At 71.3% G+C, this 20,034-nt stretch carries 17 protein-coding genes; 4 read left to right on the top strand and 13 right to left on the bottom strand.

The window, feature by feature from the left end; genetic code table 11:
• Positions 1 to 53 precede the first annotated feature (53 nt).
• A complete protein-coding gene (locus ACVKXF_RS07010) occupies positions 54 to 491 on the top strand; it encodes a YdeI/OmpD-associated family protein (RefSeq protein ID WP_456795287.1) in 438 nt (145 codons plus the stop codon).
• A 152-nt stretch (positions 492 to 643) separates the two neighbouring features.
• On the opposite strand, the gene ACVKXF_RS07005 is transcribed toward ACVKXF_RS07010, so the two are convergent.
• The 8 genes from ACVKXF_RS07005 to ACVKXF_RS06970 form a co-directional block, all read right to left on the bottom strand.
• Positions 644 to 1,507 (bottom strand): NAD(P)H-hydrate dehydratase, encoded by an 864-nt coding sequence (locus tag ACVKXF_RS07005; RefSeq protein WP_123311890.1) that lies wholly within the window; start codon positions 1,505 to 1,507, stop codon positions 644 to 646.
• Complete coding sequence (locus ACVKXF_RS07000; protein WP_340197719.1) at positions 1,497 to 2,237, bottom strand: histidine phosphatase family protein; 741 nt, start codon at positions 2,235 to 2,237, stop codon at positions 1,497 to 1,499. Before ACVKXF_RS07000 ends, ACVKXF_RS07005 begins: the two co-directional genes overlap by 11 nt.
• Before the next feature lie 33 nt (positions 2,238 to 2,270).
• On the bottom strand, positions 2,271 to 3,242 hold the full coding sequence (locus tag ACVKXF_RS06995) for a hypothetical protein (RefSeq protein ID WP_456795286.1): 972 nt from the start codon (positions 3,240 to 3,242) through the stop codon (positions 2,271 to 2,273).
• 330 nt (positions 3,243 to 3,572) lie between these two features.
• Positions 3,573 to 6,695: an alpha-mannosidase gene (locus ACVKXF_RS06990; protein WP_456795285.1), complete on the bottom strand. Its 3,123-nt coding sequence runs from the start codon at positions 6,693 to 6,695 to the stop codon at positions 3,573 to 3,575.
• 37 nt (positions 6,696 to 6,732) lie between these two features.
• Positions 6,733 to 7,632 carry a carbohydrate ABC transporter permease gene (locus tag ACVKXF_RS06985; RefSeq protein WP_456795284.1) on the bottom strand — a complete coding sequence of 300 codons (900 nt, stop codon included), beginning with the start codon at positions 7,630 to 7,632 and terminating at the stop codon, positions 6,733 to 6,735.
• Complete coding sequence (locus ACVKXF_RS06980) at positions 7,632 to 8,582, bottom strand: carbohydrate ABC transporter permease (RefSeq protein WP_396289468.1); 951 nt, start codon at positions 8,580 to 8,582, stop codon at positions 7,632 to 7,634. Before ACVKXF_RS06980 ends, ACVKXF_RS06985 begins: the two co-directional genes overlap by 1 nt.
• 107 nt (positions 8,583 to 8,689) lie before the next feature.
• Positions 8,690 to 10,048 (bottom strand): extracellular solute-binding protein, encoded by a 1,359-nt coding sequence (locus ACVKXF_RS06975; protein ID WP_340197723.1) that lies wholly within the window; start codon positions 10,046 to 10,048, stop codon positions 8,690 to 8,692.
• A gap of 190 nt (positions 10,049 to 10,238) precedes the next feature.
• Positions 10,239 to 11,081, bottom strand: coding sequence for a PhzF family phenazine biosynthesis protein (locus ACVKXF_RS06970; RefSeq protein ID WP_456795283.1), 843 nt, complete (start codon positions 11,079 to 11,081; stop codon positions 10,239 to 10,241).
• A gap of 171 nt (positions 11,082 to 11,252) precedes the next feature.
• On the opposite strand from ACVKXF_RS06970, the gene ACVKXF_RS06965 reads away from it, so the two are divergent.
• The gene (locus tag ACVKXF_RS06965) at positions 11,253 to 11,762 is read left to right on the top strand and encodes a hypothetical protein (protein WP_456795282.1); all 510 of its coding nucleotides are present in this window, start codon (positions 11,253 to 11,255) and stop codon (positions 11,760 to 11,762) included.
• 159 nt (positions 11,763 to 11,921) lie between these two features.
• Here the strand turns inward: ACVKXF_RS06965 and ACVKXF_RS06960 are convergent, their stop codons facing one another.
• The 3 genes from ACVKXF_RS06960 to ACVKXF_RS06950 all read right to left on the bottom strand — a co-directional run bounded on the left by ACVKXF_RS06960 (position 11,922) and on the right by ACVKXF_RS06950 (position 16,766).
• The gene (locus tag ACVKXF_RS06960; RefSeq protein WP_456795281.1) at positions 11,922 to 14,366 is read right to left on the bottom strand and encodes a lamin tail domain-containing protein; all 2,445 of its coding nucleotides are present in this window, start codon (positions 14,364 to 14,366) and stop codon (positions 11,922 to 11,924) included.
• Between the two features lie 150 nt (positions 14,367 to 14,516).
• On the bottom strand, positions 14,517 to 15,437 hold the full coding sequence (locus ACVKXF_RS06955; RefSeq protein WP_456795280.1) for a hypothetical protein: 921 nt from the start codon (positions 15,435 to 15,437) through the stop codon (positions 14,517 to 14,519).
• Between the two features lie 81 nt (positions 15,438 to 15,518).
• Positions 15,519 to 16,766: an ROK family transcriptional regulator gene (locus tag ACVKXF_RS06950; RefSeq protein WP_396289477.1), complete on the bottom strand. Its 1,248-nt coding sequence runs from the start codon at positions 16,764 to 16,766 to the stop codon at positions 15,519 to 15,521.
• A gap of 85 nt (positions 16,767 to 16,851) precedes the next feature.
• Here ACVKXF_RS06950 and ACVKXF_RS06945 point away from each other — a divergent pair, with 85 nt between their 5' ends.
• Both ACVKXF_RS06945 and ACVKXF_RS06940 read left to right on the top strand, forming a co-directional pair.
• Positions 16,852 to 17,307: a GNAT family N-acetyltransferase gene (locus ACVKXF_RS06945; protein WP_123311868.1), complete on the top strand. Its 456-nt coding sequence runs from the start codon at positions 16,852 to 16,854 to the stop codon at positions 17,305 to 17,307.
• 14 nt (positions 17,308 to 17,321) lie between these two features.
• Complete coding sequence (locus ACVKXF_RS06940; protein ID WP_260232983.1) at positions 17,322 to 17,669, top strand: MGMT family protein; 348 nt, start codon at positions 17,322 to 17,324, stop codon at positions 17,667 to 17,669.
• 39 nt (positions 17,670 to 17,708) lie between these two features.
• Here ACVKXF_RS06940 and ACVKXF_RS06935 read toward each other — a convergent pair whose 3' ends face one another.
• Both ACVKXF_RS06935 and ACVKXF_RS06930 read right to left on the bottom strand, forming a co-directional pair.
• The gene (locus tag ACVKXF_RS06935; protein WP_456795279.1) at positions 17,709 to 18,134 is read right to left on the bottom strand and encodes a DUF805 domain-containing protein; all 426 of its coding nucleotides are present in this window, start codon (positions 18,132 to 18,134) and stop codon (positions 17,709 to 17,711) included.
• Positions 18,135 to 18,171: 37 nt separating this feature from the next.
• On the bottom strand, positions 18,172 to 19,980 hold the full coding sequence (locus tag ACVKXF_RS06930; protein WP_123312225.1) for an ABC transporter ATP-binding protein: 1,809 nt from the start codon (positions 19,978 to 19,980) through the stop codon (positions 18,172 to 18,174).
• Positions 19,981 to 20,034 lie beyond the last annotated feature (54 nt).

Raw genomic sequence — 20,034 nt, 5'->3', positions numbered from 1 at the left:
CTGATTTCCCACCACGGGTGCACGGTCGCGCCCACATCGGCCTGGAGGCACGGATGCAGTTCACGACGACGGTCCTGCTGGCGAGGAAGACGGCCACCGGGCTCCCGGTCCCGTCGTCCGTGATCGATGCGCTCGGCTCGGGGAAGCGCCCGCCCGTGGTCGTCACGATCAACGGTGGCTACACCTACCGGTCCACCGTCGGGGTCATGGACGAGCAGTTCCTGGTGCCGCTGTCCGCAGCACACCGCGAGTCCGCCGGGATCGCTGCCGGCGACACCGTCGAGGTCACGCTCGTCGTCGACACGCAGCCCCGGACGATCGACCTGCCCGACGACCTGGCGGCGGCGCTGCAGGACGCCGGCGTGCGTGCGGAGTTCGACACCCTGTCGAACTCGCGACAGCGAGCGCTCGCCGACCCGGTGTCGCAGGCGAAGGCGCCGGAGACCCGAGCGCGGCGCATCGCGAAGGCCGTGGAGGCGCTGCAGGGCTGAGGTGGGGCGGGCGAGGCTGGCGGCTGGGCTGGCGGATGGGCTGGCGGGGCGGGGCGTACCTGGTCGAATCGGGCGTACCTGGTCGGAAGTTCTTGGCAGGTACGCCCGAAAGCGTGAGGTATCGCGCGCGTTCTGGGAACGAACCGGCGCGGTCAGGCGCCGAGCTCGACGAGCACGCGCGGGATCTCGGTCACGAGTTCGCTCGCCAGGTAGCCGAGCGGCCCGACCTGCACCGCGAGACGGTCCCCCGCGGCAGCGTGCACGTAGGACGCCCACGCCACCGCCTGCGCCGGTTCCGCACCACGAGCCAGCAGACCCGTGACGGCACCCGACAGGACGTCGCCGCTCCCGCTGGTCCCGAGCCCACCGGAGCCCGTGCCCTTGATCCAGGAACGCCCCCGAGGAGTCGCGATGGCGTCACCGAGGGCAACGACCGCCCCGAACCGTTGCGCGATCGCCATCGCGTCGGCCACGTCGTCGTCGCTGCCCTCCCGACCGAGGAGCCGTTCGGCTTCGCCGGAGTTGGGCGTCATCACCAGCCGACCACGGAGCGGTTCCAGCAGCTCCCGGACGTCGGCCGCCACCCCGAGGGCGAAGGCATCGAGCACGATCGTGGTCTGCGGTCCGACGACGCCGGCGAGTCCGGCCACGAGGTCACGGGTGCCGTCGGGATCGTCGAGTCCCGGGCCGACCAACACCGCGTCCGCGCTCGCGGCCGAGTCCGCGATCCCCTCGATCGCGCCGACGGCGACGTGACCGTCCGCGTCCTCGTCGAGCGGCTCGACACCGGACTCGGGCACGGCGACGGCGACCTCGTTCGCGATGCTCCGTCCCACTGCGAGGGTGAGTCGCCCCGCTCCCACCCGCAGTGCGGCGAGCGCCGAGAGCATCGCGGCTCCCGGTGTCCGCGCGGCGCCGCCGACGACGAGCACCTGCCCGCGCCCGTACTTGCCGGCACCGGCCTCGGGGAGTGGCCAGTCACGGAGGAAGTTCGGGGTGATGGGTTCAGCGGGCATGCTCGTCGTCCTTCCGTCCGGTGTGCGCGGTGACTTCGTCGTCGTCGAGGTGCCCGACGGAGGAGAACTCCTCGAGCACCCACGGTGCACCCGCACGGTCGCGGCGGAGCCGGGTGAGGGAGGCATTCGCGACCGCGTGCGTCCGGGCGAACTCCATGAGCGTCGGCTCGTCGAGGTCCAGGCACACCGCCACGACCAGCATCACGACGGCATCGTGCGCCGCGATGACGAGCCGCTCGGTGCCCTCGATCCGTTCGACGTCGCTCAGAGCCGACCGGAGCCGGAGCATCACGTCGGCCCAGGACTCGCCGCCCGCAGGCCGGTGGTAGTACTTGCCGAGCCACTGCCGGCGACGTTCCTCGTCGGGGTGTCGGTTCCGGACACCCTGCAGGGTGAGCAGGTCGAGGACTCCGAGTTCGCGGTCGCGGAGCCGCTCGTCCACCCGCCTCTCCGGCTCGGCCAGCCCGCCGGCCCCGAGCGCGATCTCGATGGTCTGCTGCGCGCGCAGGTACGGGGAGACCCACAGCGCCACGGGCACGTCGTCGATGCCGCGGTCGGCGAGTTCCTGTCCGAGCGACCGCGACTGGGCCTCACCGAGCGGGCTGAGCGGGACGTCGGCGTCGCGGTACTCGACGTCGATGACGTCGTCGCCCGCGGCCTCGGCCCGGGCGGCGGCGACGTTCGCGAGCGATTCACCGTGGCGGACGAGCCAGATCTCCTGCACTGCCATGCCGCCACGCTAACCAGGCCGCGCTGAGCCGGCTCACCGACGCCCACCGACCGCGGTGGACCGAGCGCTCCGGACCGGGCGGATCGCGCACGGCAGCCCGGCGGCGCGGAGTCGCAGTGCCAACGCATCGAGGTCGAACAGGTCACGCCACTCGAGCCGGATGATCGTCCGGACACCCGGCACCGTGAGCAGCCTGGCATGACGACGTTTCTCGTCCAGGAACACCTCGGTCTGGCTGCGGCCGCCGAGGTAGCGCTCCTGCGTGTACTTCGCGCGCCCGTCGATCTCGACGACGACGCCTTCGGCCGGGAACCAGAAGTCGACGGCGGACCGGCGACCGTCGACGACGAACTCCTGCTGCAGCACGGGAGCGGGCAGCCCGAGCTCGCGGAAGACCACGCGCGCGAGTGACTCCGCCGGGGAACCCGAACGCCCGTCGGCCAGGTCGAGCACCTGTGCGGCCCGGGCACGCCCGCGAGCACTCGGGTGCACCGCTCGCCACAGGTCGTCCGCGGCGATCCCGCTGCGCAGCGCGGCGTCTGCCACGACGACCCCGGTCCGCAGGTCGCCGGCCATCGCGATGTCGATCACCGTCCGTGGGACCGCGGTCACCGCGAGGTCGCCGACCCGTACCCGTTCGGCGCCGGACACCGGTCGCGTGTGCAGGACCAGCTCGGCGGTCCTGCCCCGGTACATCGACTCCGGCACGGTGGCGTGTACCGGGACGCTCCACCCGCCGAGCGCCGGCAGCCCGTGCACCGCGGCCGCGGACTCGTGCGACGCCGTCGCGCGGGTGCCGAGCCGACCGAGCCGCGCGTGCACACGGGTCACGTACCGCTGCCGTGGCCCGGCCGCATCCCACGCCGCCCCGTCCACGAACGCGTTCGGCCCTGCCCGGACGAGTCTGCCCGGACCGTGGAGCCGGGTCCGGCGGCGCAGGGTGGTGGCGTCGAGGCCGGCCTCACGCGTGGGCGAGGCCCGGAGGATGGGCAGCGGTTCGTTCATGGAGGAGACGATGCCCGACCGGCCACGCGCCCAGGCGGCCGATGTCGAGGTCTGTGGACGGGCCTCCAGGCCTGCCCGCCTGTGGAGGGAGAACGTTCCTTCCCAGCGCGGACGCGATCCCAAGCGGAATCGGGCGTACCTGGTCGGAACTTCCGACCAGGTACGCCCGAAACGACCACCTACGCCCGAAACGACCAGGCCGGCCACCCACCCACCCAACCACCAGGCCACCCACCCACCCGCACACGACACGGCGCCGGACGGAACGCACCCGTGTCCCGTCCGGCGCCGCGGTCTCTCCCCCCGAGGGGGACCGAGGGGCCCGCTGCCTCAGGCCCGACGCACCCGCACCGTCACGATCTCGAACGGACGGAGGGTCAGCACGACGGGCTCCCCGGCCCGCCACGACGATGCGTCGACGGGGCGTTCGAGCAGGTCGACGGCGGTCACGGACGCGACGTCGAACCCGAACGACACCCCGACGTCGGTCGCCCGACCGCCCGAGGCCTCGTACAGGCGCACGATCACGTCACCGGAGCGGTCCTCGGCGAGCTTCACGGCCTCGACGAACACCTGCGGCGACGACACCGAGACGAGCGGGTCGACCGTGGTCGTCCCCTCCACCGTGCGGACCGGCAGGTTGAGCCGGTACCCGGAGTCGGCGGCGTCGAGCACCGACGCCCCCACCCGCAGCACGGTCCGGAACACGTGGTGCCCCTGGTCGGCGTTCGGGTCCGGGAACGTCGGCCCGCGCAGCAGCGACTCGCGCACGAGCGTCGTGGTCCCGCCGTCCGGCCGCGTCGAGCGTGTGATGTCGTGCCCGTAGGTGGAGTCGTTCGCCACCGCGACGCCGAACCCGGGCTCGGCGACGTGCACCCAGCGGTGCGCCGAGGTCTCGAAGCGGGCGTGGTCCCACGAGGTGTTCTGGTGGGTTGGCCGGTCGATGTGGCCGAACTGGATCTCGCTCGAGGCGGACGACGCACGGACGTCCACCGGGAACGCGAGCTTCAGCAGCTTCTGGTGCTCGTGCCAGTCGACCTCGGTCTCGATCACCAGCTCTGCGAGCCCGGCGACCGCCGAGTACCGGGTCGTGAGCGTCGACGACCCGAACGACCGTTCCACCACGAGCGAGGAGCCGTGGATCGCGACCGAGGAGGCCGTCAGCACGGTGCCGTTGCGCTGGTACGCGCGGTCGATGTCCCATGCCTCCCACTGGTTCGGGGTGTCGCGGAACACGGTGTACTCGGCTGCGGCCGCGCCCGGTGCGATCGCGTCGCGGCCGCTGGCGCGGTCGACGAGCGACACGACGTGGCCGGCTGCGTCGATGGTCGCCGTGACGACGCCCGTGTCGAAGACGAAGTGGTCGCCGGAGCGGACGGGAGGCACGGGTCGCGGCGCCGAGCCGAGCGAACCGCCCAGGGCGGTTGCGTCTCCTGCCGCGACCGGCGAGGCGTTGAAGCGCACGACGTTGCCGGACGAGCCGCTGCCACCGACGGCGTCGGAGCCGGACGGCGCATCGACCAAGCCGCCGCCGCCGCTGCCGCCCGCAGCCGTCGACGACGACGCACCGACCCCGGCGAGCGCCGCAGCGCCCCCGTTCGCGAGCGCGGTCGTCGCGTTGCCGATCAGCCCCTCGAGGACCTCGGCGATCTGCGCGTAGTTCTCCTCGGCGTTCTCGTAGACCCAGGCGATCGAGGACCCGGGCAGGATGTCGTGGAACTGCTGCAGCAGGACGGTGTGCCAGGCGCGCTCGAGTTCCTCGTAGGGGTAGTCGAGCCCGAGGCGCACGGCTGCGGTCGATGCCCAGAGCTCGGCCTCGCGCAGCAGGTGCTCGGAGCGGCGGTTGCCCTGCTTCGTGCGGATCTGCGACGTGTAGGTGCCGCGGTGGAACTCGAGGTACATCTCGCCGGACCACACGCCGGGGGTCGGCAGCACCCGTTCGAGCTCCTCGAACACCTGGGCGGGGGTGCCGAGCTGCACGCGGGGCGAGCCGTCCAGGTCGTGCTGGCGTCGGGCTGCGGCGACCATCTCGCGGGTGGGGCCTCCGCCGCCGTCGCCGAAGCCGTAGAGCAGCATCGAGGTGTTCGCGACGCCGCGCTCCTTGTTGTTCCGCTCACCGCGGTGCAGGTCGGCGGCGGAGACGTCGGAGTTGTAGGTGTCGGCCGGCGGCAGGTGCGTCAGGATGCGGGAGCCGTCGATGCCCTCCCAGTGGAAGGACGTGTGCGGGATGACGTTCGTCTCGTTCCACGACGGCTTCTGGGTGACGAACCACTTCGAGCCGGCCGCTCGGACGATCTGCGGGAGCGCCCCGGAGTAACCGAACGAGTCGGGGAGCCAGGCCTCGGGGGTGTCGATGCCGAACTCCTCGAGGAAGAACCGCTTGCCGGCGACGAACTGTCGTGCCAGGGCTTCGCCACCGGGCAGGTTGGTGTCGGACTCGACCCACATGCCACCGACGGGGATCCAGCGGCCCTCGGCGACGCGCTGCTTGATCCGGGCCCAGATCGACGGGTAGCCGTCCCGGATCCACGCGTACTGCTGCGCGGACGAGCAGGCGAACGTGAAGTCGGGGTCGCGGTCCATCAGGTCGAGCACGTTCGAGAAGGTGCGGGCGCACTTGCGGATCGTCTCGCGCACCGGCCAGAGCCAGGCGGAGTCGATGTGCGCGTGGCCGACGGCGATCGCCCGGTGTGCGGCAGCGCTCGCGGGGACGGCCAGCACCGGAGCGAGGACCTCGCGGGCGTCGGCGGCGGTGCCGGCGACGTCGTCGGGGTCGAGGGCGTCGGCGGCCAGCTCGAGTGCGTGCAGGACGTCCGCGCCGCGGGTCCCGTCCGTCGGGAGTTCCGCCATCAGGCCGCGCAGGACCCAGAGGTCCTGCTGCAGCTCCCACACGGTGTCGTCGCGCTCGACGAGTTCGAGGGAACGCACGCGGTAGATCGGCTCGTCGCCCGCCGTGGAGCGCGACCCGAGCGGCGTCGCCCCCTGGAACGAGTCGCCGCCGATGTCCGGGTTCGCACCGGCCTCGACGTACAGCTCGAAGGACTCCCCGGGCCCGACCTCGACGGGCACGGTGTCGTTCCGCGGCTCGACGCCCTTGATCGTGGAGCCGTCGGTGCGGTACGCCAGTCCCTCGGCCTGGAACCCCGGGTGCCGCTTCGTGAACCCGAGGTCGACGAGCAGCTCCGCGGTGGTCCCGGGCGCGGTACCGAAGTCCGCCGGCACGGTGCCGGTGATGCGGAACCAGGTGGTCCCCCACGGCCGGCCACCCCAGGCGCTGCCCACGGTGAACGGTTCGTACGCCTGCTGGACGGCGGAGTCGAACGGCACCGGCTCACCCGGCACCTCCCACGCCTCGATCGTGACCGGCGCCGAGCGGCGGTGGACGGCGGGGTCGACACGGTCGCGGACGAGGCGGGCGATCCGGGCCTCGACGAGCGGTTCGTCCTTGTGCATGTGGTTCCTTTCGAGTGAGCCGGCCGGGGCCAGCAGATCAGCCCTTGATGCCGCCGGCGAGGGCGTTGCCGCCGCCGAGGCCTCGGGACACGATCACGTAGAGGGCGATGACGGGCACGGAGTAGACGATGGAGAACGCGGCGAGCTGTCCGTACGCGACCGCCCCGTTCTGTCCGAAGAAGTTGAAGATGCTCACCGCGGCGGGCACCTTCTCGGGCGAGAGCAGCAGGACGAACGGGACGAAGAAGTTCCCCCACGCCTGGATGAACACGAAGATGAACACCACCGCGATGCCCGGACGCATGAGCGGGACGACGATCCGCGTCAGGGTGGTCATCATCGACGCCCCGTCGGTCCACGCTGCTTCTTCGAGCGAGATCGGCACCGAGTCCATGAAGTTCTTCGCCATCCAGATCGCCATCGGCAGGCTGGTCGCGGCGAGGAAGAAGATGCAGCCCCACACGTTGTCGATCAGGTTGAGCGACACGAACAGCGCGTAGACGGGCACCATCATCGCGGTGATCGGCAGGCCGGTCCCGAACAGGATGCTGTACAGGAACGGCTTGTTGACGCGCATCTTGTAGCGGGACAGCGGGTACGCGGCGAGCAGTGCGAAGACCACGGTGACAACCGCAGTCCCGCCGGAGAGCAGCAGGCTGTTCGCGAGCGGGATGAACGACAGCTCGGGCGTGAGCACCTTCGCGAAGTTGTCGAGCGTGAACTGCGTCGGCAGCTTCACCGACAGCGACGCCTGGGTGTCGACCGAGGCGAGGACGAGCCAGAGCAGCGGGACCGCGAAGCACACCGCGATGACGAGCAGCACGACGTTCGCCACCCACCGCATCGTGCGGCCGCGCGGTGACGTCATGTGCAGCGAACCGGGAGCGGTCACCGCACGGGTCGAGGTCGGGTCGAGGGACGGGGCAGTGATGGCCATCAGTCCACCTCCGGCTTGAGCGCGCGGATGTAGATGATCGAGAAGACCGCCCCCACCACGAGCAGGATGGTCGCGATCGCGGTCCCGAAGCCGAGCTGCGAGAACTTGAACGCCTCCTGGTACGCCAGGATCGGCAGGGTCGACGAGTTCGTGCCCGGTCCGCCACCGGTCATCACGAAGATGAGGGTGAACACCGACAACGTCTGCAGCGTCGTCAGCATGAGGTTCGTCGAGATGCTCCGCCGGATCACCGGGAGCGTGATGTACACGAGACGCTGCCATCCGGTCGCGCCGTCGACCTCCGCCGATTCGGTGATCTCCTCGGGGACCTCCTGCACGGCGGCCGAGTAGACGAGCATCGAGAAGGCGGTCCCGCGCCAGATGTTCGCCAGGATCACGGCGAACATCGGGAACGTGTAGAGCCAGTTCGGACCGCTGATGCCGATCGACGCCAGGAAGCTGTTGAGCGTGCCCTCGTCGTTGAAGAAGGCGTACGCGGCGAACGAGGCGACGATCTCGGGCAGCACCCAGGCGGCGACGACGAAGGTGCCGACGATCGCCCGGACGGCCTTGTTGGCGGACCGCATCAGGAGCGCGAGGCCGAGCCCGAGCACGTTCTGGCCCACCACTGCCGAGGCGAGCAGGAACACGATGGTCAGGATGACGGACTTCGGGAAGTCCGGGTCCTGGAAGAGTTCGACGTAGTTCTGGAAGCCGACGAACTGCTGGTCGGCAGCGCCGGCGCCGGTGAGCGCGGAGTTCGTGAACGACCCGTAGAACGACGAGATGACGGGGCCGAGCAGGAAGATGACGAGCAGGACGAGGGCGGGCAGGAGCGGAACCGCTCGGCCGACGTTCCGCAGCGGTCGCCGCTTGCGCGGCACAGGTGGATCGGTGCGTTTCGGCGCACCGGGCGCCGACAGCGTCGGCGCGAGGGGGGTGCTGGACACGATGGGTGCCTTCCGGGTGCGGAGGGGTTCCGAAGGTGGGGAAGGACGGACGGGAGGCGCGGTGCGGGACCGCCCCGCGCCTCCAGTCCGTCAGTGGGTGACGTCCGTCAACCAGCGGAGACGGTGTTCTCCTTGCCGACCACCTGCGTGACGGCCTTGTCGTACGCGGCAGCCGCCTGCTTCGGCGTCTGCTGCCCGGTCATGACCGCTTCCATCGCGACCTGGATCGCGTTGGACACCTGCGAGTAGTCACTCGTCGCCGGGCGGAAGTTCGTGTTCTCCACCAGTCCGGAGAAGAACTTGAACGTCGGGTTGGCGTCGGTGTAGGCGGTGTCGTCCGCGACGTCCTTGCGGACGGCGATCTGGCTGTTCTCGGTGTCGTACTTCAGCGAGCCGTCCTTGTCGAGGAAGCTCGTGATGAAGTCGAACGCCGCCTGCGGGTTCTTCGACTTCGCGCCGACCGCCAGGGTCCAACCACCGGACATCGAGTTGTATCCCGGGTCCTGACCGTTCTGCGTCGGCATCGGCGCCTGACCCATCACGTCGTTCCACTCGGCCCACGGCGCGGTGCCGGACTTCAGCCACGTGCCGGACTGCCACGAACCGTCGAGGTCGATCGCGAGCTTGCCCTTCGGCAGCCACGTCTGGGCGATGGTCGTGCCGACGTTCGTGTCGAGCGCCTGCTGCGGTGTCGGGCCGAGGCCGCCCTGGTAGACGTCCTTCACGAACTGCAGCGAGTCGACGAACTGCTCCGAGCCCGTGACCCACTTCTTGTCCTTGTAGAGGGTGTTGCCGGAGCCGTCCGCCCCGTAGAGGAGCATCTCGAAGCCCTGCATGGTCGACGCTTCGCCCTGCGCCTTGCCCGAGTAGATGTTGAACGGGATCAGGTCGGGCTTCTTGTCCTTGATCGTCTTCGCCGCGGCGAGCACGTCGTCCCAGGTCTTCGGCTCCCACGGCACGGGCAGTCCGACGGACTTGAAGATGTCCTTGTTGTACCAGAGCGCGCGGGTGTCGGTGCCCATCGGGACGCCGTAGATCTTGCCGTCGTCACCCTGGCCGGCCTGCTTGGCGTTGTCGAAGAACTGGTCCCAGTCCTTCCACTTCGCCGTGTACTTGTCGAGTGGCAGGAGGTAGCCGGCCTCGGCGTCGGCCTTGACGAGGAACGTGTCCTCGTACATGACGTCGGGAGCCGTCGCGGGCGCCTTGTTCATGAGCGCGAGCTTCGTGTAGTAGTCGTTGCCCTGGGCCTGGATCGGGACGAGCGTGACCTTCTTGCCCGGGTTGTCCTTCTCGTACTCCTTCTTGACGACCTTCATCTGGGCGTCGAGCTGCTGGAAGGCGCCGAACTTCTGGTACGCGATCTTGATCGTGTCGCTCGAGGCGGACCCCGAGGCTGAGCAGCCTGCCAGGCCGACCGCGGCGACGGCCACGGCTGCGAGTCCGGCGATGATGCGGGTGCGTTTCATCGGTGCTCCTTTGCACGGGTGACGTCCGCGGGCTCCATCGCCCGCGCGCAGGATTAGTCCAGCGTATGGACTTATCCGTGTCAAGGAGTTTCTCGCGCTGGTTCGGGCGCACCTTGCCGAATCGGGCGTACCTGGTCGGAAGTTTCGACCAGGTACGCCCGATTCGGCATTCCATCCCGCGCGCTGCGGCTCAGTCGATCGGTGTCGCGCTCCCCGTCACGGTGATCCCGCCGGACGTGGGGACGTCAACGAGCAGCAGGCTCGGGCGGCCGACGTGGCGACCCTGCCGGATCGTGACGCGGTCCCCCGGCTCGACGGCACCGACCTCGCGCAGGTACGCCCCGGTCGAGGCCGCCGCCGAGCCCGTCGCCGGGTCCTCGGTGATGCGGCCGACCGGGAACAGGTTCCGCGCCTCGTACTCACGCTCCCCGGTCCGGTGCAGCACCGTGACCGTCCCTTCCCACCCGGCCTCGCGCTGCAGGTCGGCGAGGGGCCCGGGTGCGAAGCGGAACTGGTGGAAGAGCTCCCGGTCGTGCAGCACGAGCACCGGGTGCCAGTTGCCGGCGAAGGACTCGAGCACCGGGAAGCCCGAAGCGATGTCCGCGGCCTCGAGCCCGAGCAGGTCGAACAGCCGTGCCAGCAGGGCCGGGTCGATGTCCCGCGTCGCCGGCTCGACGCTCGTCATCGCGACCTGCACCGCGCCGTCCGGACCGGTGGTGGCGTCGAGGGCGACCTCGCCGGCTGCCGTCGTGAACACCCGGCGGCCGAGCCCGTCGCGTTCGGCGAGCGCCACCGCGAGCACCACCGTCGCGTGCCCGCAGAACGGCACCTCGGCACCCGGCGAGAAGTAACGCACCTGCAGGCCCGTCGCCGTGGCGCCGACGACGAACGCGGTCTCGGGGTAGCCGACCTCGCGGGCGATCGCGAGCATGTCGTCGTCGGACAGCGCCGCCGCATCGAGGACCAGCCCAGCGGGGTTGCCGCCTCCGGGCTCGGCGGCGAAGGCGGTGTACCGGAGGATCTCCTGCTGCATGCCCTGACGCTACTGCGGGGCCGGGGCCGTCCGCGCGGGCCGATCGGCGATGGGTGGCCCGACGTTCGGGTGGCCCGAGGTTCGGGTGACTCGACAGGTGGGGGTAACCCCCGCACGACTCCGGGTGTGCACGTGATGTTTCAGCAGGTGATCCGTCACGAGACTTGCTGCATGAGCATCGACACGCGCCCCACCACCGCCCGCCGGACCCTCCGCATCGCCCTCGCCTCCTCCGCCGCGGCGTCCGCCCTGCTGCTGACCGCTGGCTGCAGCGCGATCCAGGACATCGTGCCGAACAAGACCCCGCAGAAGCACTTCGCCACGTACTCCGACGCGCCGCGCTCCGGCGAGTCGGACGACATGGCGTTCTTCATGCCGGAGTGGGTGCCCGAGGACGCGAAGGACATCGACGTCCGCCTCAACGCCTCGGCACCCGGGTACGTCATCGGGTTCGCCTCGAAGGAGGGCGTCGACACGGACGCGTGCACGCCGCTCGACGAGTCGTACGGCGGCACCGCGATGACCGCCGACTTCCTGCCCGAGGAGCTCCCGACGAAGGGCCTCGTCACCTGCGGCGACGGCCGCGCGGTCACCGAGATCGACGGCCGCTGGTACGGCTGGACCACGAAGGACGCCATCCCGGGTCAGGACGACTCGAACACGCTGCGCACCGACGGCTGACGCACCCACAGGGCGGACGGGAGGCCCGTGGCGGTCCCGCACCGCGCCTCCCGTCCGCCCCGCGGTCGCGCCCACCGCACATGGTGAGCAGGAATGGTCGGGTCCGCTGTGCGAACCCGACCATTCCTGCTCACGAAGTGCGCCCGCGGGGACTGGGGACTACTCCGCAGCCACAGCCGCACGTCGGCGACGCACGACCAGCACACCCGCGCCCGCCGCGAGCAACAGGAACGCCACCAGCGCACCGGCACCGAGGCCCGCAGCACCCGTGAACGCGAGCTGCCCATCCGTGGTGATCGTGAGCGGGGTCCACCCGATCAGACTCCCGTCCGCAGCGGTCACCGCCAACCGGTGCGCACCGGCCATCGTGTCCGCCGGGATCGTCACCCGCACCGTCCCGTCGGATGCGACCACGGCGGTCCTGATCAGGGTCGGGGTCGAGAACAGCCAGACGTCCACGACGTCACCGGCCGACGCAGTGCCGACCGTCACCGTGATCGTCTCCCCCGCACGAGCCGACGCCGGAGCCGACACTCCGCCACGGTTCGCCTCCGTCAGCAGCGACTCCGACGGCGCCACCGGAGCAACCGGGGCAGCCGGGGCAGCCGGGGCAGCCGAGGGTCCGGGGGTCGGGCCCGCGGTGGGCGTCCCACCCGGGGTCGGGGTCGGCGTCGTGCCGCCGTCGCCCGGGGTCGGGGTCGGCGTGGGCTCCGTGCCCGGGGTCGGGGTCGGCGTGGGCTCCGTGCCCGGGTCGGTGCCACCGCCCTCGCACGGGTAGGTCCCCGTGCGGAGCGAGAACCCGTCCGTGTCGTTGTCGTCGGCGTAGAACGTTGCGCGCTCCCCGTCGGTGCAGACGCCGGAGACCGCGAAGCCCTCGTTGGCGAGGTTCCGGTCGGCGTTCGACGGTGCCTCGAAGACCTTCGCGGCGGTGAAGGCACCGTCGGTCAGCTCGTACAGCGCGGTGCGTCCGGCGCAGGCGTCGTCGCACGCCACCCAGAGCGCGTCGAGGGTCGGGTCGAACTGCACGTCGGCGACGACGGCGAACGGCGTACCGATGGTGGCCACGCGCTGGAACGAGCCGTCCGCCATCAGGGCGTACGCGTACACGGTCGCGGTGCCCTCGACGCCGACGAAGAAGAGCCCCTCGCCGTGTCCGGCGTACGTCGACGGTGCGTAGGCCGCGCCGGTCTGCTCGTCGGCGAAGCCGTGCGCGGTGAGCCAGGTGTCCGGGATCCAGGTGACGCCCTCGAGCCCGGCGTTCGCGCCGAGCCCGGGGAAGTCCGCGGCGAGGTCCCACTCGTCGGTGGCGCGGAGGGTCGACTCGGACCCGTCGGTCGTGGCGTAGCGCAGGACCGACGGACGGCTGGTCTTCGACACGTCGTTGTCCCGCTCGGTCGACACGTACACGGCGCCCGGGTCGTCGCTCGTGACGGTGACGCCCTCGGCGTCCGGGGTCGCCGTGCCGTCGGCGTACCGCAGGTCCGTGCCCGCCGCGTTCGACGGCGCCCAGCCGCCCTGGCCGTCCGAGGTCAGGTGGTAGAGCAGGCCGTCGCCGTTCTGCACGGCCCAGAGCTGGCCGTCCCGCGAGCTCTTGGAGGTCGTCCAGTCGATGCCGCTCAGGTCACCGGTGAAGGTGTCCTCGTCGTCGAGCACGGTCTCGTCCGGGCCACCGGGCCAGGGCTCGGCGGTGACGACTCCGGCGAACCGGTTCGCGCTTCCCTTCGTCGGCTCGGCGGTGTCGGCGAAGTCGCCGGTGCCGTCCGGGTTGCGGCCGTACGTGGCGGCAGCGTGGGCCGTCCACGAGTACGAGTCGACCAGCGCACCCCGCGGATCGACGACACGGGCGGAGTCGGCCTTGCCGAGCCCGAAGCCGAAGTCCGCCTCGTCGAGGACGGTGAAGCCACCGGCCGCAACGGTCGTACCGGCGGGGATCGTGTACGCGTGGTCGTCCTCGCTGTCCTGCAGGACGTACCCACCCAGGTCGACCGTGGCGCTGCCGACGTTGGTCAGCTCCACCCAGTCGCCGGGGGTGCCGTCCTGCGACTCGACCTCGTTGATGCGCACGGGTGAGGAGCAGTCGTTGGCGGTGCCCTTCGTCGACGTGGTGGTGTCGACGAGCGCATCGGACCCGTCGGCGCACCGGCCGTACGTGACGACCGCGTGGCTCGTCCACGAGTACCGGAGCACCAGGTCGCCGGCGGGGTCGTACACCCGCGCGGTGTCGGCGCCGCCGAGCCCGAAGTCGAACCCGGGTGCGGTGGCCGAGAGCTGGTCGATGACGAAGTACCCGCCGGGGGCGATCGTCGAGCCGGCGGGCAGGACGTAGGCGTCGTGGGTGCTGTCGTCGTCGAGGAACGCGTAGCCGGTCAGGTCGATCGACGCCGGCGACGTGTTCTGCAGCTCGACCCAGTCGGTGTCGTCGCCGTTCGACTCGACCTCGTTGACGACGAGGCCGTTCGCGGCGGCCGCTCCGACGCTCGGGTCGTCGTCACCGACGGCGGCGAGGGCCGGGCTGGCCGTGACGATGCCGGCACCGACGGCCAGCGCGGTGACGACCGCGGCACCGAGCCGCAGGGAGTGGGGGCGCAGGGCAGGAGTGCGCATGCAGGTCCTTCTCGGGAGGGGAGGGGAGACCTGCACGACTGTTCAGCACCTGCGCGTCCGACCGGTGGCCGGACGGTGAACGACAGGTGTCGCGCGGCGGCCCAGCGCCGCGACCCCTCAGCGACCGCGACCGCTCAGCGCGCGCAACGCTCAGCCCTGCGCGACCCCGGAGAAGTCCGGCGACCCGTCGGGCAGCGCCGGCAGCGGCGTGCCGTCGACGTACCGCGGCCACGCCAGGGCACGCGACGACGCCGGACGCGGCTCGTACCGGTACCGGTCCCCGCCGACCGGACCGACGGCCGTGGCAGCCGTCGGGGCGTCCGGCACCGGGGTGGCACCCCACGTCGCGATGGGCGCCGCGGGCGCAATCTGGGGCACTGCCGGCTGCGCTTCCGGCGTCGGCCACGAACCGACCGCCGGCGCCGACGCGGTGCCCCTCGGGCGGAACAGCGCGTTGCTGAGCGGCACGACGACCGTTCCGAGCAGGTCGAGGATGACCACCACCCACACGAGTCGCCAGTACCCCCGCGCGTAGTCCACGTCGGGTGCGAGCAGCGGGATCGACAGCAGGAGCGCGAGCAGCGCGATGACGCCGACGGTGGCCTTGGCGACGACCTGGAGCGCGGGCGTCGGGTACCGGCGGTGGATGACGAGCAGCAGGTGCACGTGCAGGAGCGCCACCCGGGCGACGCCGACGAGCCAGATCCAGTGCCAGAACCGCTCGGCGACGAGCCAGAGGTCGTCCCCACCGGACGGGTTCGTCGGGGCGAGCCAGACCTTGTACAGCCCGGCGACGAGCAGGTACATCGAGGTCACGATGCTGGCGAACGCGAAGGTGCCCGATCGGCGCGACGACACGTCGGCGTCGTACCAGGACAGCAGCGCGAAGACGACGACCACGACGATCGTCAGGAGCAGCTGCACCGCGACCCGTCCGAAGTCGCCGAGCAGCACGGCCACGATCCCGACGAGCCCGGCCGCGACGACGGCGCCGATGATCGTGCGGAAGACGAGCGGTCGGACCTTCGCCCAGCGTCGGTCGATCGTGCCGTCGGTCCCGTTGTCCGTCATCTGTCCCCCGTCGTTCGCCGCGCACCTGGCGGATACGTCGTTCGCAGCGTAGCGGGAGGTGGCGGCGGTCCTCGACCGTGGTCAGCGACGGATGAGCAGCCCGCTCGCCCGCGGGGACAACGCTGCGTCGAGCACCAGGCACGCGGCACCCACCGCGGCGACGTCGGCACCGCGGTCGCTCTCGACCACGTCGACGGGGTGCTTCGGGACGAGCAACGGCGACCCGACGATCGCGGCACGGGCGGCCGGCAACGCCGCACTCGCGATGCGCGACCAGAACGGTCCGCCGAAGACGACCCGGTCGATGTCGAGCAGGTTCACGATGACGACCGCGGCGTCGCCCATCACGGTGCCGGCCTCGGCGGCGAGCGCGACGGCGGCCTCGTCCCCGGCGTCGATGGCCTCGGCGAGTTCGTCCCAGGCCCGGTCCACCGCGTCGAGCGATCCCTCGGACCCGGCGGTCAACGCCACACCCCGCTCCCGCGCGATCCGCACCAGCCGGTCCGGCGCCACGGCGGCGCCGACCTCGCCCCGGGTGCCGGACCCGTCCGGGGTGCCGGCGAGCGACCGCTGGTCGACCATGATGTGCCCGGCGTCCCCGGCGTTCGACCCGACCCCGCGCACGGGTTCGTGGTCGACGACGAGCCCGACGCCGAAGCCGGTGCCGAAGTACACGAACGCGAAGTTCCGGGCCGAGGACTCCCCCGCCAGGAACATCTCGCCGACCGCTGCGGCCGTGACGTCCTTCTCGAGCAGCACCGGGTGGCCCGTGGCCTCGGCGAGCGCGTCGCGCAGTGGCACGTCCCGCCACCGGGGCAGGAACGGCGGGTCGACCACGATGCCGGCGTCGACGTCGATGGGGCCGGGGCTGGCGATCCCGACGCCGAGCACCCCGTCGACGTCCACGCCCGCGTCGGCGATCAGGCCGTCGACGGCGGAGCCGATGGTGCGGACGACCTCGGACGGGTCGTCGGCGGTCGGGGTCGATGTCGTGGACGCCGCGACGACCGTGCCGGCGAGGTCGAGCAGCACGTAGGTGACCACGGCCGGGTCGACGTGCACACCGACGGCGTAGCGGCTGCCCGGTTCGAGCCGCAGGATGGTGCGCGGCTTGCCCCGGCCGGCGACGACGGTGCCGGACTCGACGATCATGCCGGCCTCGATCAGGAACCGGGTGACGTTCGACACGGTCTGCGCGCTCAGGCCGGTGCGCGAGGCGAGTTCGACGCGGCTCAGGCCGTCCGGCGAGCGTCGGACGGCATCGAGCACGACCGTGCGGTTGAACCCGCCGATCGACGGGAGGTTCGCCCCACGCCGATGTTCTGCCATTCCGCGACCATACCGCGGCAACGGTGCGGTCTCGGTCTCCGGTCCGCGCTGGCCCCCGCACGGGTCGCACCGTTACCCTGGCGGCATGGCCGACCTGCGTCTCGAACCACTCTCCGCGAAGACCGCTGCCGCGGCGAACTCCCTGACGCTCAAGCCGGGTCAGGAACAGTTCGTGCAGCCGACCACCTACGGGGTCGCCGAGTCCGACGTCAAGCCGAGCTCCGCGTGGACCCGGGTGGTCCTCGACGGCGACGAGGTCCTGGGCCTCATCATCGGTTCGTTCGACGCCGACAATGCGCAGGAAGAACTGCGCAGCGCCATCTGGCGGGTCAACGTCGCCGGCTCCGCGCAGGGTCGCGGCGTCGGCCGCTTCGCCGTGCACGGCCTTGCGGACGAGGCCCGCAGCCGTGGGCAGGAACGCCTGACGGTCGTCTACGAGCCCGGTGGCGACGACAGCCCCGAGGCGTTCTTCCGCGCCGTGGGCTTCGAGGTCGTCCGCGAGACCCAGTACGGCGACCACTTCGCGGTCCTGACGCTGTAGTACCCACCAACGACGTGGTCGACGTGGACATCCCCACGCCGGAGCCCGACTTCGGGGCAGCGGTGGCCGAGGTCGTCCGGATGATCCCGCCGGGTCACGTCATGACGTACGGCGACGTCGCCGCGGCGCTCGGTTCCCGCGCGTCCCGTGCGGTCGGCAAGGTGATGGCCCACGAGGGCGCGGACCTGCCGTGGTGGCGCGTGGTGCGCGCGGGTGGGCACCCGCCGCTGCACCACGAGGTCCGTGCGCTCCAGCACTACCGCGCCGAGGGCACGCCGCTCGTGCAGGGGACGGCGGCCTGGAGGCTCGACATGCGTCGCGCGCGCTGGTCGCCGTCCACGGACGCGGACGACCCGTTCTGACGGCCGGCCCGCGCAGGTCGGCCGACAGCCCGGCAGCGGTCAGCGCTCGAAGCGCTCGCCCTTCGGGCTGGTCGGGATCAGGCACAGCAGGTACACGACGAGCAAACCGATGCCCGGCACGACGTGCAGGAACTGCCAGAAGCCGGACAGGCCGGCGTCGTGCAGCCGTCGGGCACCGAGGGCGAGCGAGCCGATCAGGGTCGCGAGGCCCCAGAGCACGAAGAGGTAGGACCCGACGGGGTTCTCGAACAGCGCGGTGTCCGGCGTGAACGCCTGCGGGACGAGCTGCAGCACGAGGCCGATCGCGAGCGACGTCAGCCACCACCACCAGAACTCGGCGCGCGAGGCCCGACCGGTGAACACGGTGTACTTCCGCCAGAACCGCCGGACGGCCTCGGTGAAGGGTGCGCCGTAGAAGGGGTCGCGGAGGGCGACGCCGCCGGGCTGCACGCTGTCGTTGCTCATGGAGCAAGCCAACCACGTGGTGCAGCCCGGCCGCGTCCTACACGAGCGAGTCGCGCCAGGCCGCGTGCAGCTGGGCGAACCGCCCGGTGCCGGCGATGAGGTCGGCGGGGGTGCCGTCCTCGACGATCTTGCCGTGCTCCATGACGAGCACCCGGTGGGCGATCGCGACGGTGGACAGGCGGTGCGCGATGATCACCGCGGTCCGGTCGGCGAGCAGGGTCTCGAGACCCTCCTGCACCAGCCGCTCCGAGGGGATGTCGAGCGACGCCGTCGCCTCGTCGAGGATGAGCACCTTCGGGTCCGCGATGAACGCCCGTGCGAACGAGAGCAGCTGTCGCTGCCCCGCCGAGACACGACCGCCGCGCTTGTTCACGTCGGTGTCGTACCCGTCGGGGAGCGCCATGATGAACTCGTGCGCGCCGACCGCCTTCGCGGACGCCTCGATCTCGGCGCGGGAGGCCCCCGGCTTGCCGAGCGCGATGTTGTCCGCGACCGTGCCGGAGAACAGGTACGCCTCCTGCGTGACCATGACGATCGCGCGGCGCATGTCCTTCGTGTCGAGGTCGCGCAGGTCCACGCCGTCGAGCTTCACCGAGCCCTGCGACGGGTCGTAGAAGCGCGCCATGAGCTTGGCGAGCGTCGACTTGCCGGCGCCGGTGGACCCGACGAGCGCGATGGTCTGCCCCGACGGGATGTGCAGGTCGAACTCCGGCAGCACGACCTTGCCCGCGTTGTACGCGAACACGACGTCGTCGAAGTCCATCTTCCCCGTGGCGTCGGCCAGCTTCGTCGGCTTCACGGGGTCCGGCACACTCGGCCGTTCCTCGAGGACGCCGGAGATCTTCTCCATCGCCGCCGAGGCCGACTGGTACCCGTTGTAGAACATCGCGAGTTCCTGCGCCGGGTCGAAGAAGCGCTTGGCGTACAGCGCCACCGCGAGCAGCGCACCGACCTCGAGCGACCCGTCGACGATCCGGAAGCCGCCGACGATGACGACCGCCGCGAGCGTGGCGTTGCCGATGAGCACGAGCACCGGGTCGAACGTCCCGAACAGGTTGAACACCTTCGTGTTCGCCAGCCGGTAGTCCTCGACGAAGCCGCCGTACTCGTCCTTGTTGCGGGACTCCTTGCGGAACGCCTGCACGGCGCGGATGCCCGTCATCGTCTCGACGAAGTGCACGATCACACGCGCCGAGGTGACGCGGGTGGCCCGGAACAGCGTCTGCGAGTTCGTCTGGAACCAGCGGATCAGGAACCACAGCGGCACGAGCGACACCGCGAGCACGAGCCCGGACGTCGGGTCGAGCAGCACCAGGGCCACGGCGGTGAACACCATGTAGAGCACGCCCTGGATGAGCTGGTTCAGCCCGGAGTCGAGCAGCTCGCGGATCGAGTCGAGGTCACTCGTCTGGCGGGAGATGATCCGGCCGGACGTGTAGGTCTCGTGGAACTCGAGCGACAGCCGCTGCGTGTGCAGGAACACCCGCTTCCGCAGGTCGAACAGGATCGCCTGGCTGATCCGTGCGGCGAGCACGGTGTACCAGGCGGTGAGCACCGCACCGAGGACGGCCACGACGATGTACGTCGCGACGACCCCGAACGCCGGCACCCAGTCGTTCTGGTCCATCACCGCGGGCAGGGCGTTGTCGATGCCCCACGCGATGAGCGCCGGACCCGCGACGGTTCCCGCCGTGGAGACCACGACGACGATCCCGAGCAGCACCAGGCGGAGCTTCAGCGGGGCCGCGAGGGAACCGAGCAGGGCGAGGGAGCGACGCCGCAGGCGCTTGCTCTCCGCCTTGGTGAAGTCCTCGCGCTCCTCGCCGCGCACGCCCAGGGTGGTGATCGAGGCGGTGACGGGCGCGGCAGACTGCTCGTCCGGAGCTTCCTGCGGGACGGA

The sequence above is a fragment of the Curtobacterium sp. PvP017 genome (genome assembly GCF_054060195.1).
The sequence above is the reverse complement of the archived record's forward strand: the minus strand, read 5'-3'. Positions and strand labels throughout refer to the sequence as shown.

What these genes read in the sequence shown, in the direction of transcription:
- ACVKXF_RS07010 (WP_456795287.1), top strand. Translation starts at nt 54, where the DNA reads ATGCAGTTCACGACGACGGTCCTGCTGGCGAGGAAGACGGCCACCGGG.
- ACVKXF_RS07005 (WP_123311890.1), bottom strand. Translation starts at nt 1,507, where the DNA reads ATGCCCGCTGAACCCATCACCCCGAACTTCCTCCGTGACTGGCCACTC.
- ACVKXF_RS07000 (WP_340197719.1), bottom strand. Translation starts at nt 2,237, where the DNA reads ATGGCAGTGCAGGAGATCTGGCTCGTCCGCCACGGTGAATCGCTCGCG.
- ACVKXF_RS06995 (WP_456795286.1), bottom strand. Translation starts at nt 3,242, where the DNA reads ATGAACGAACCGCTGCCCATCCTCCGGGCCTCGCCCACGCGTGAGGCC.
- ACVKXF_RS06990 (WP_456795285.1), bottom strand. Translation starts at nt 6,695, where the DNA reads ATGCACAAGGACGAACCGCTCGTCGAGGCCCGGATCGCCCGCCTCGTC.
- ACVKXF_RS06985 (WP_456795284.1), bottom strand. Translation starts at nt 7,632, where the DNA reads ATGGCCATCACTGCCCCGTCCCTCGACCCGACCTCGACCCGTGCGGTG.
- ACVKXF_RS06975 (WP_340197723.1), bottom strand. Translation starts at nt 10,048, where the DNA reads ATGAAACGCACCCGCATCATCGCCGGACTCGCAGCCGTGGCCGTCGCC.
- ACVKXF_RS06970 (WP_456795283.1), bottom strand. Translation starts at nt 11,081, where the DNA reads ATGCAGCAGGAGATCCTCCGGTACACCGCCTTCGCCGCCGAGCCCGGA.
- ACVKXF_RS06965 (WP_456795282.1), top strand. Translation starts at nt 11,253, where the DNA reads ATGAGCATCGACACGCGCCCCACCACCGCCCGCCGGACCCTCCGCATC.
- ACVKXF_RS06960 (WP_456795281.1), bottom strand. Translation starts at nt 14,366, where the DNA reads ATGCGCACTCCTGCCCTGCGCCCCCACTCCCTGCGGCTCGGTGCCGCG.
- ACVKXF_RS06955 (WP_456795280.1), bottom strand. Translation starts at nt 15,437, where the DNA reads ATGACGGACAACGGGACCGACGGCACGATCGACCGACGCTGGGCGAAG.
- ACVKXF_RS06950 (WP_396289477.1), bottom strand. Translation starts at nt 16,766, where the DNA reads ATGGCAGAACATCGGCGTGGGGCGAACCTCCCGTCGATCGGCGGGTTC.
- ACVKXF_RS06945 (WP_123311868.1), top strand. Translation starts at nt 16,852, where the DNA reads ATGGCCGACCTGCGTCTCGAACCACTCTCCGCGAAGACCGCTGCCGCG.
- ACVKXF_RS06935 (WP_456795279.1), bottom strand. Translation starts at nt 18,134, where the DNA reads ATGAGCAACGACAGCGTGCAGCCCGGCGGCGTCGCCCTCCGCGACCCC.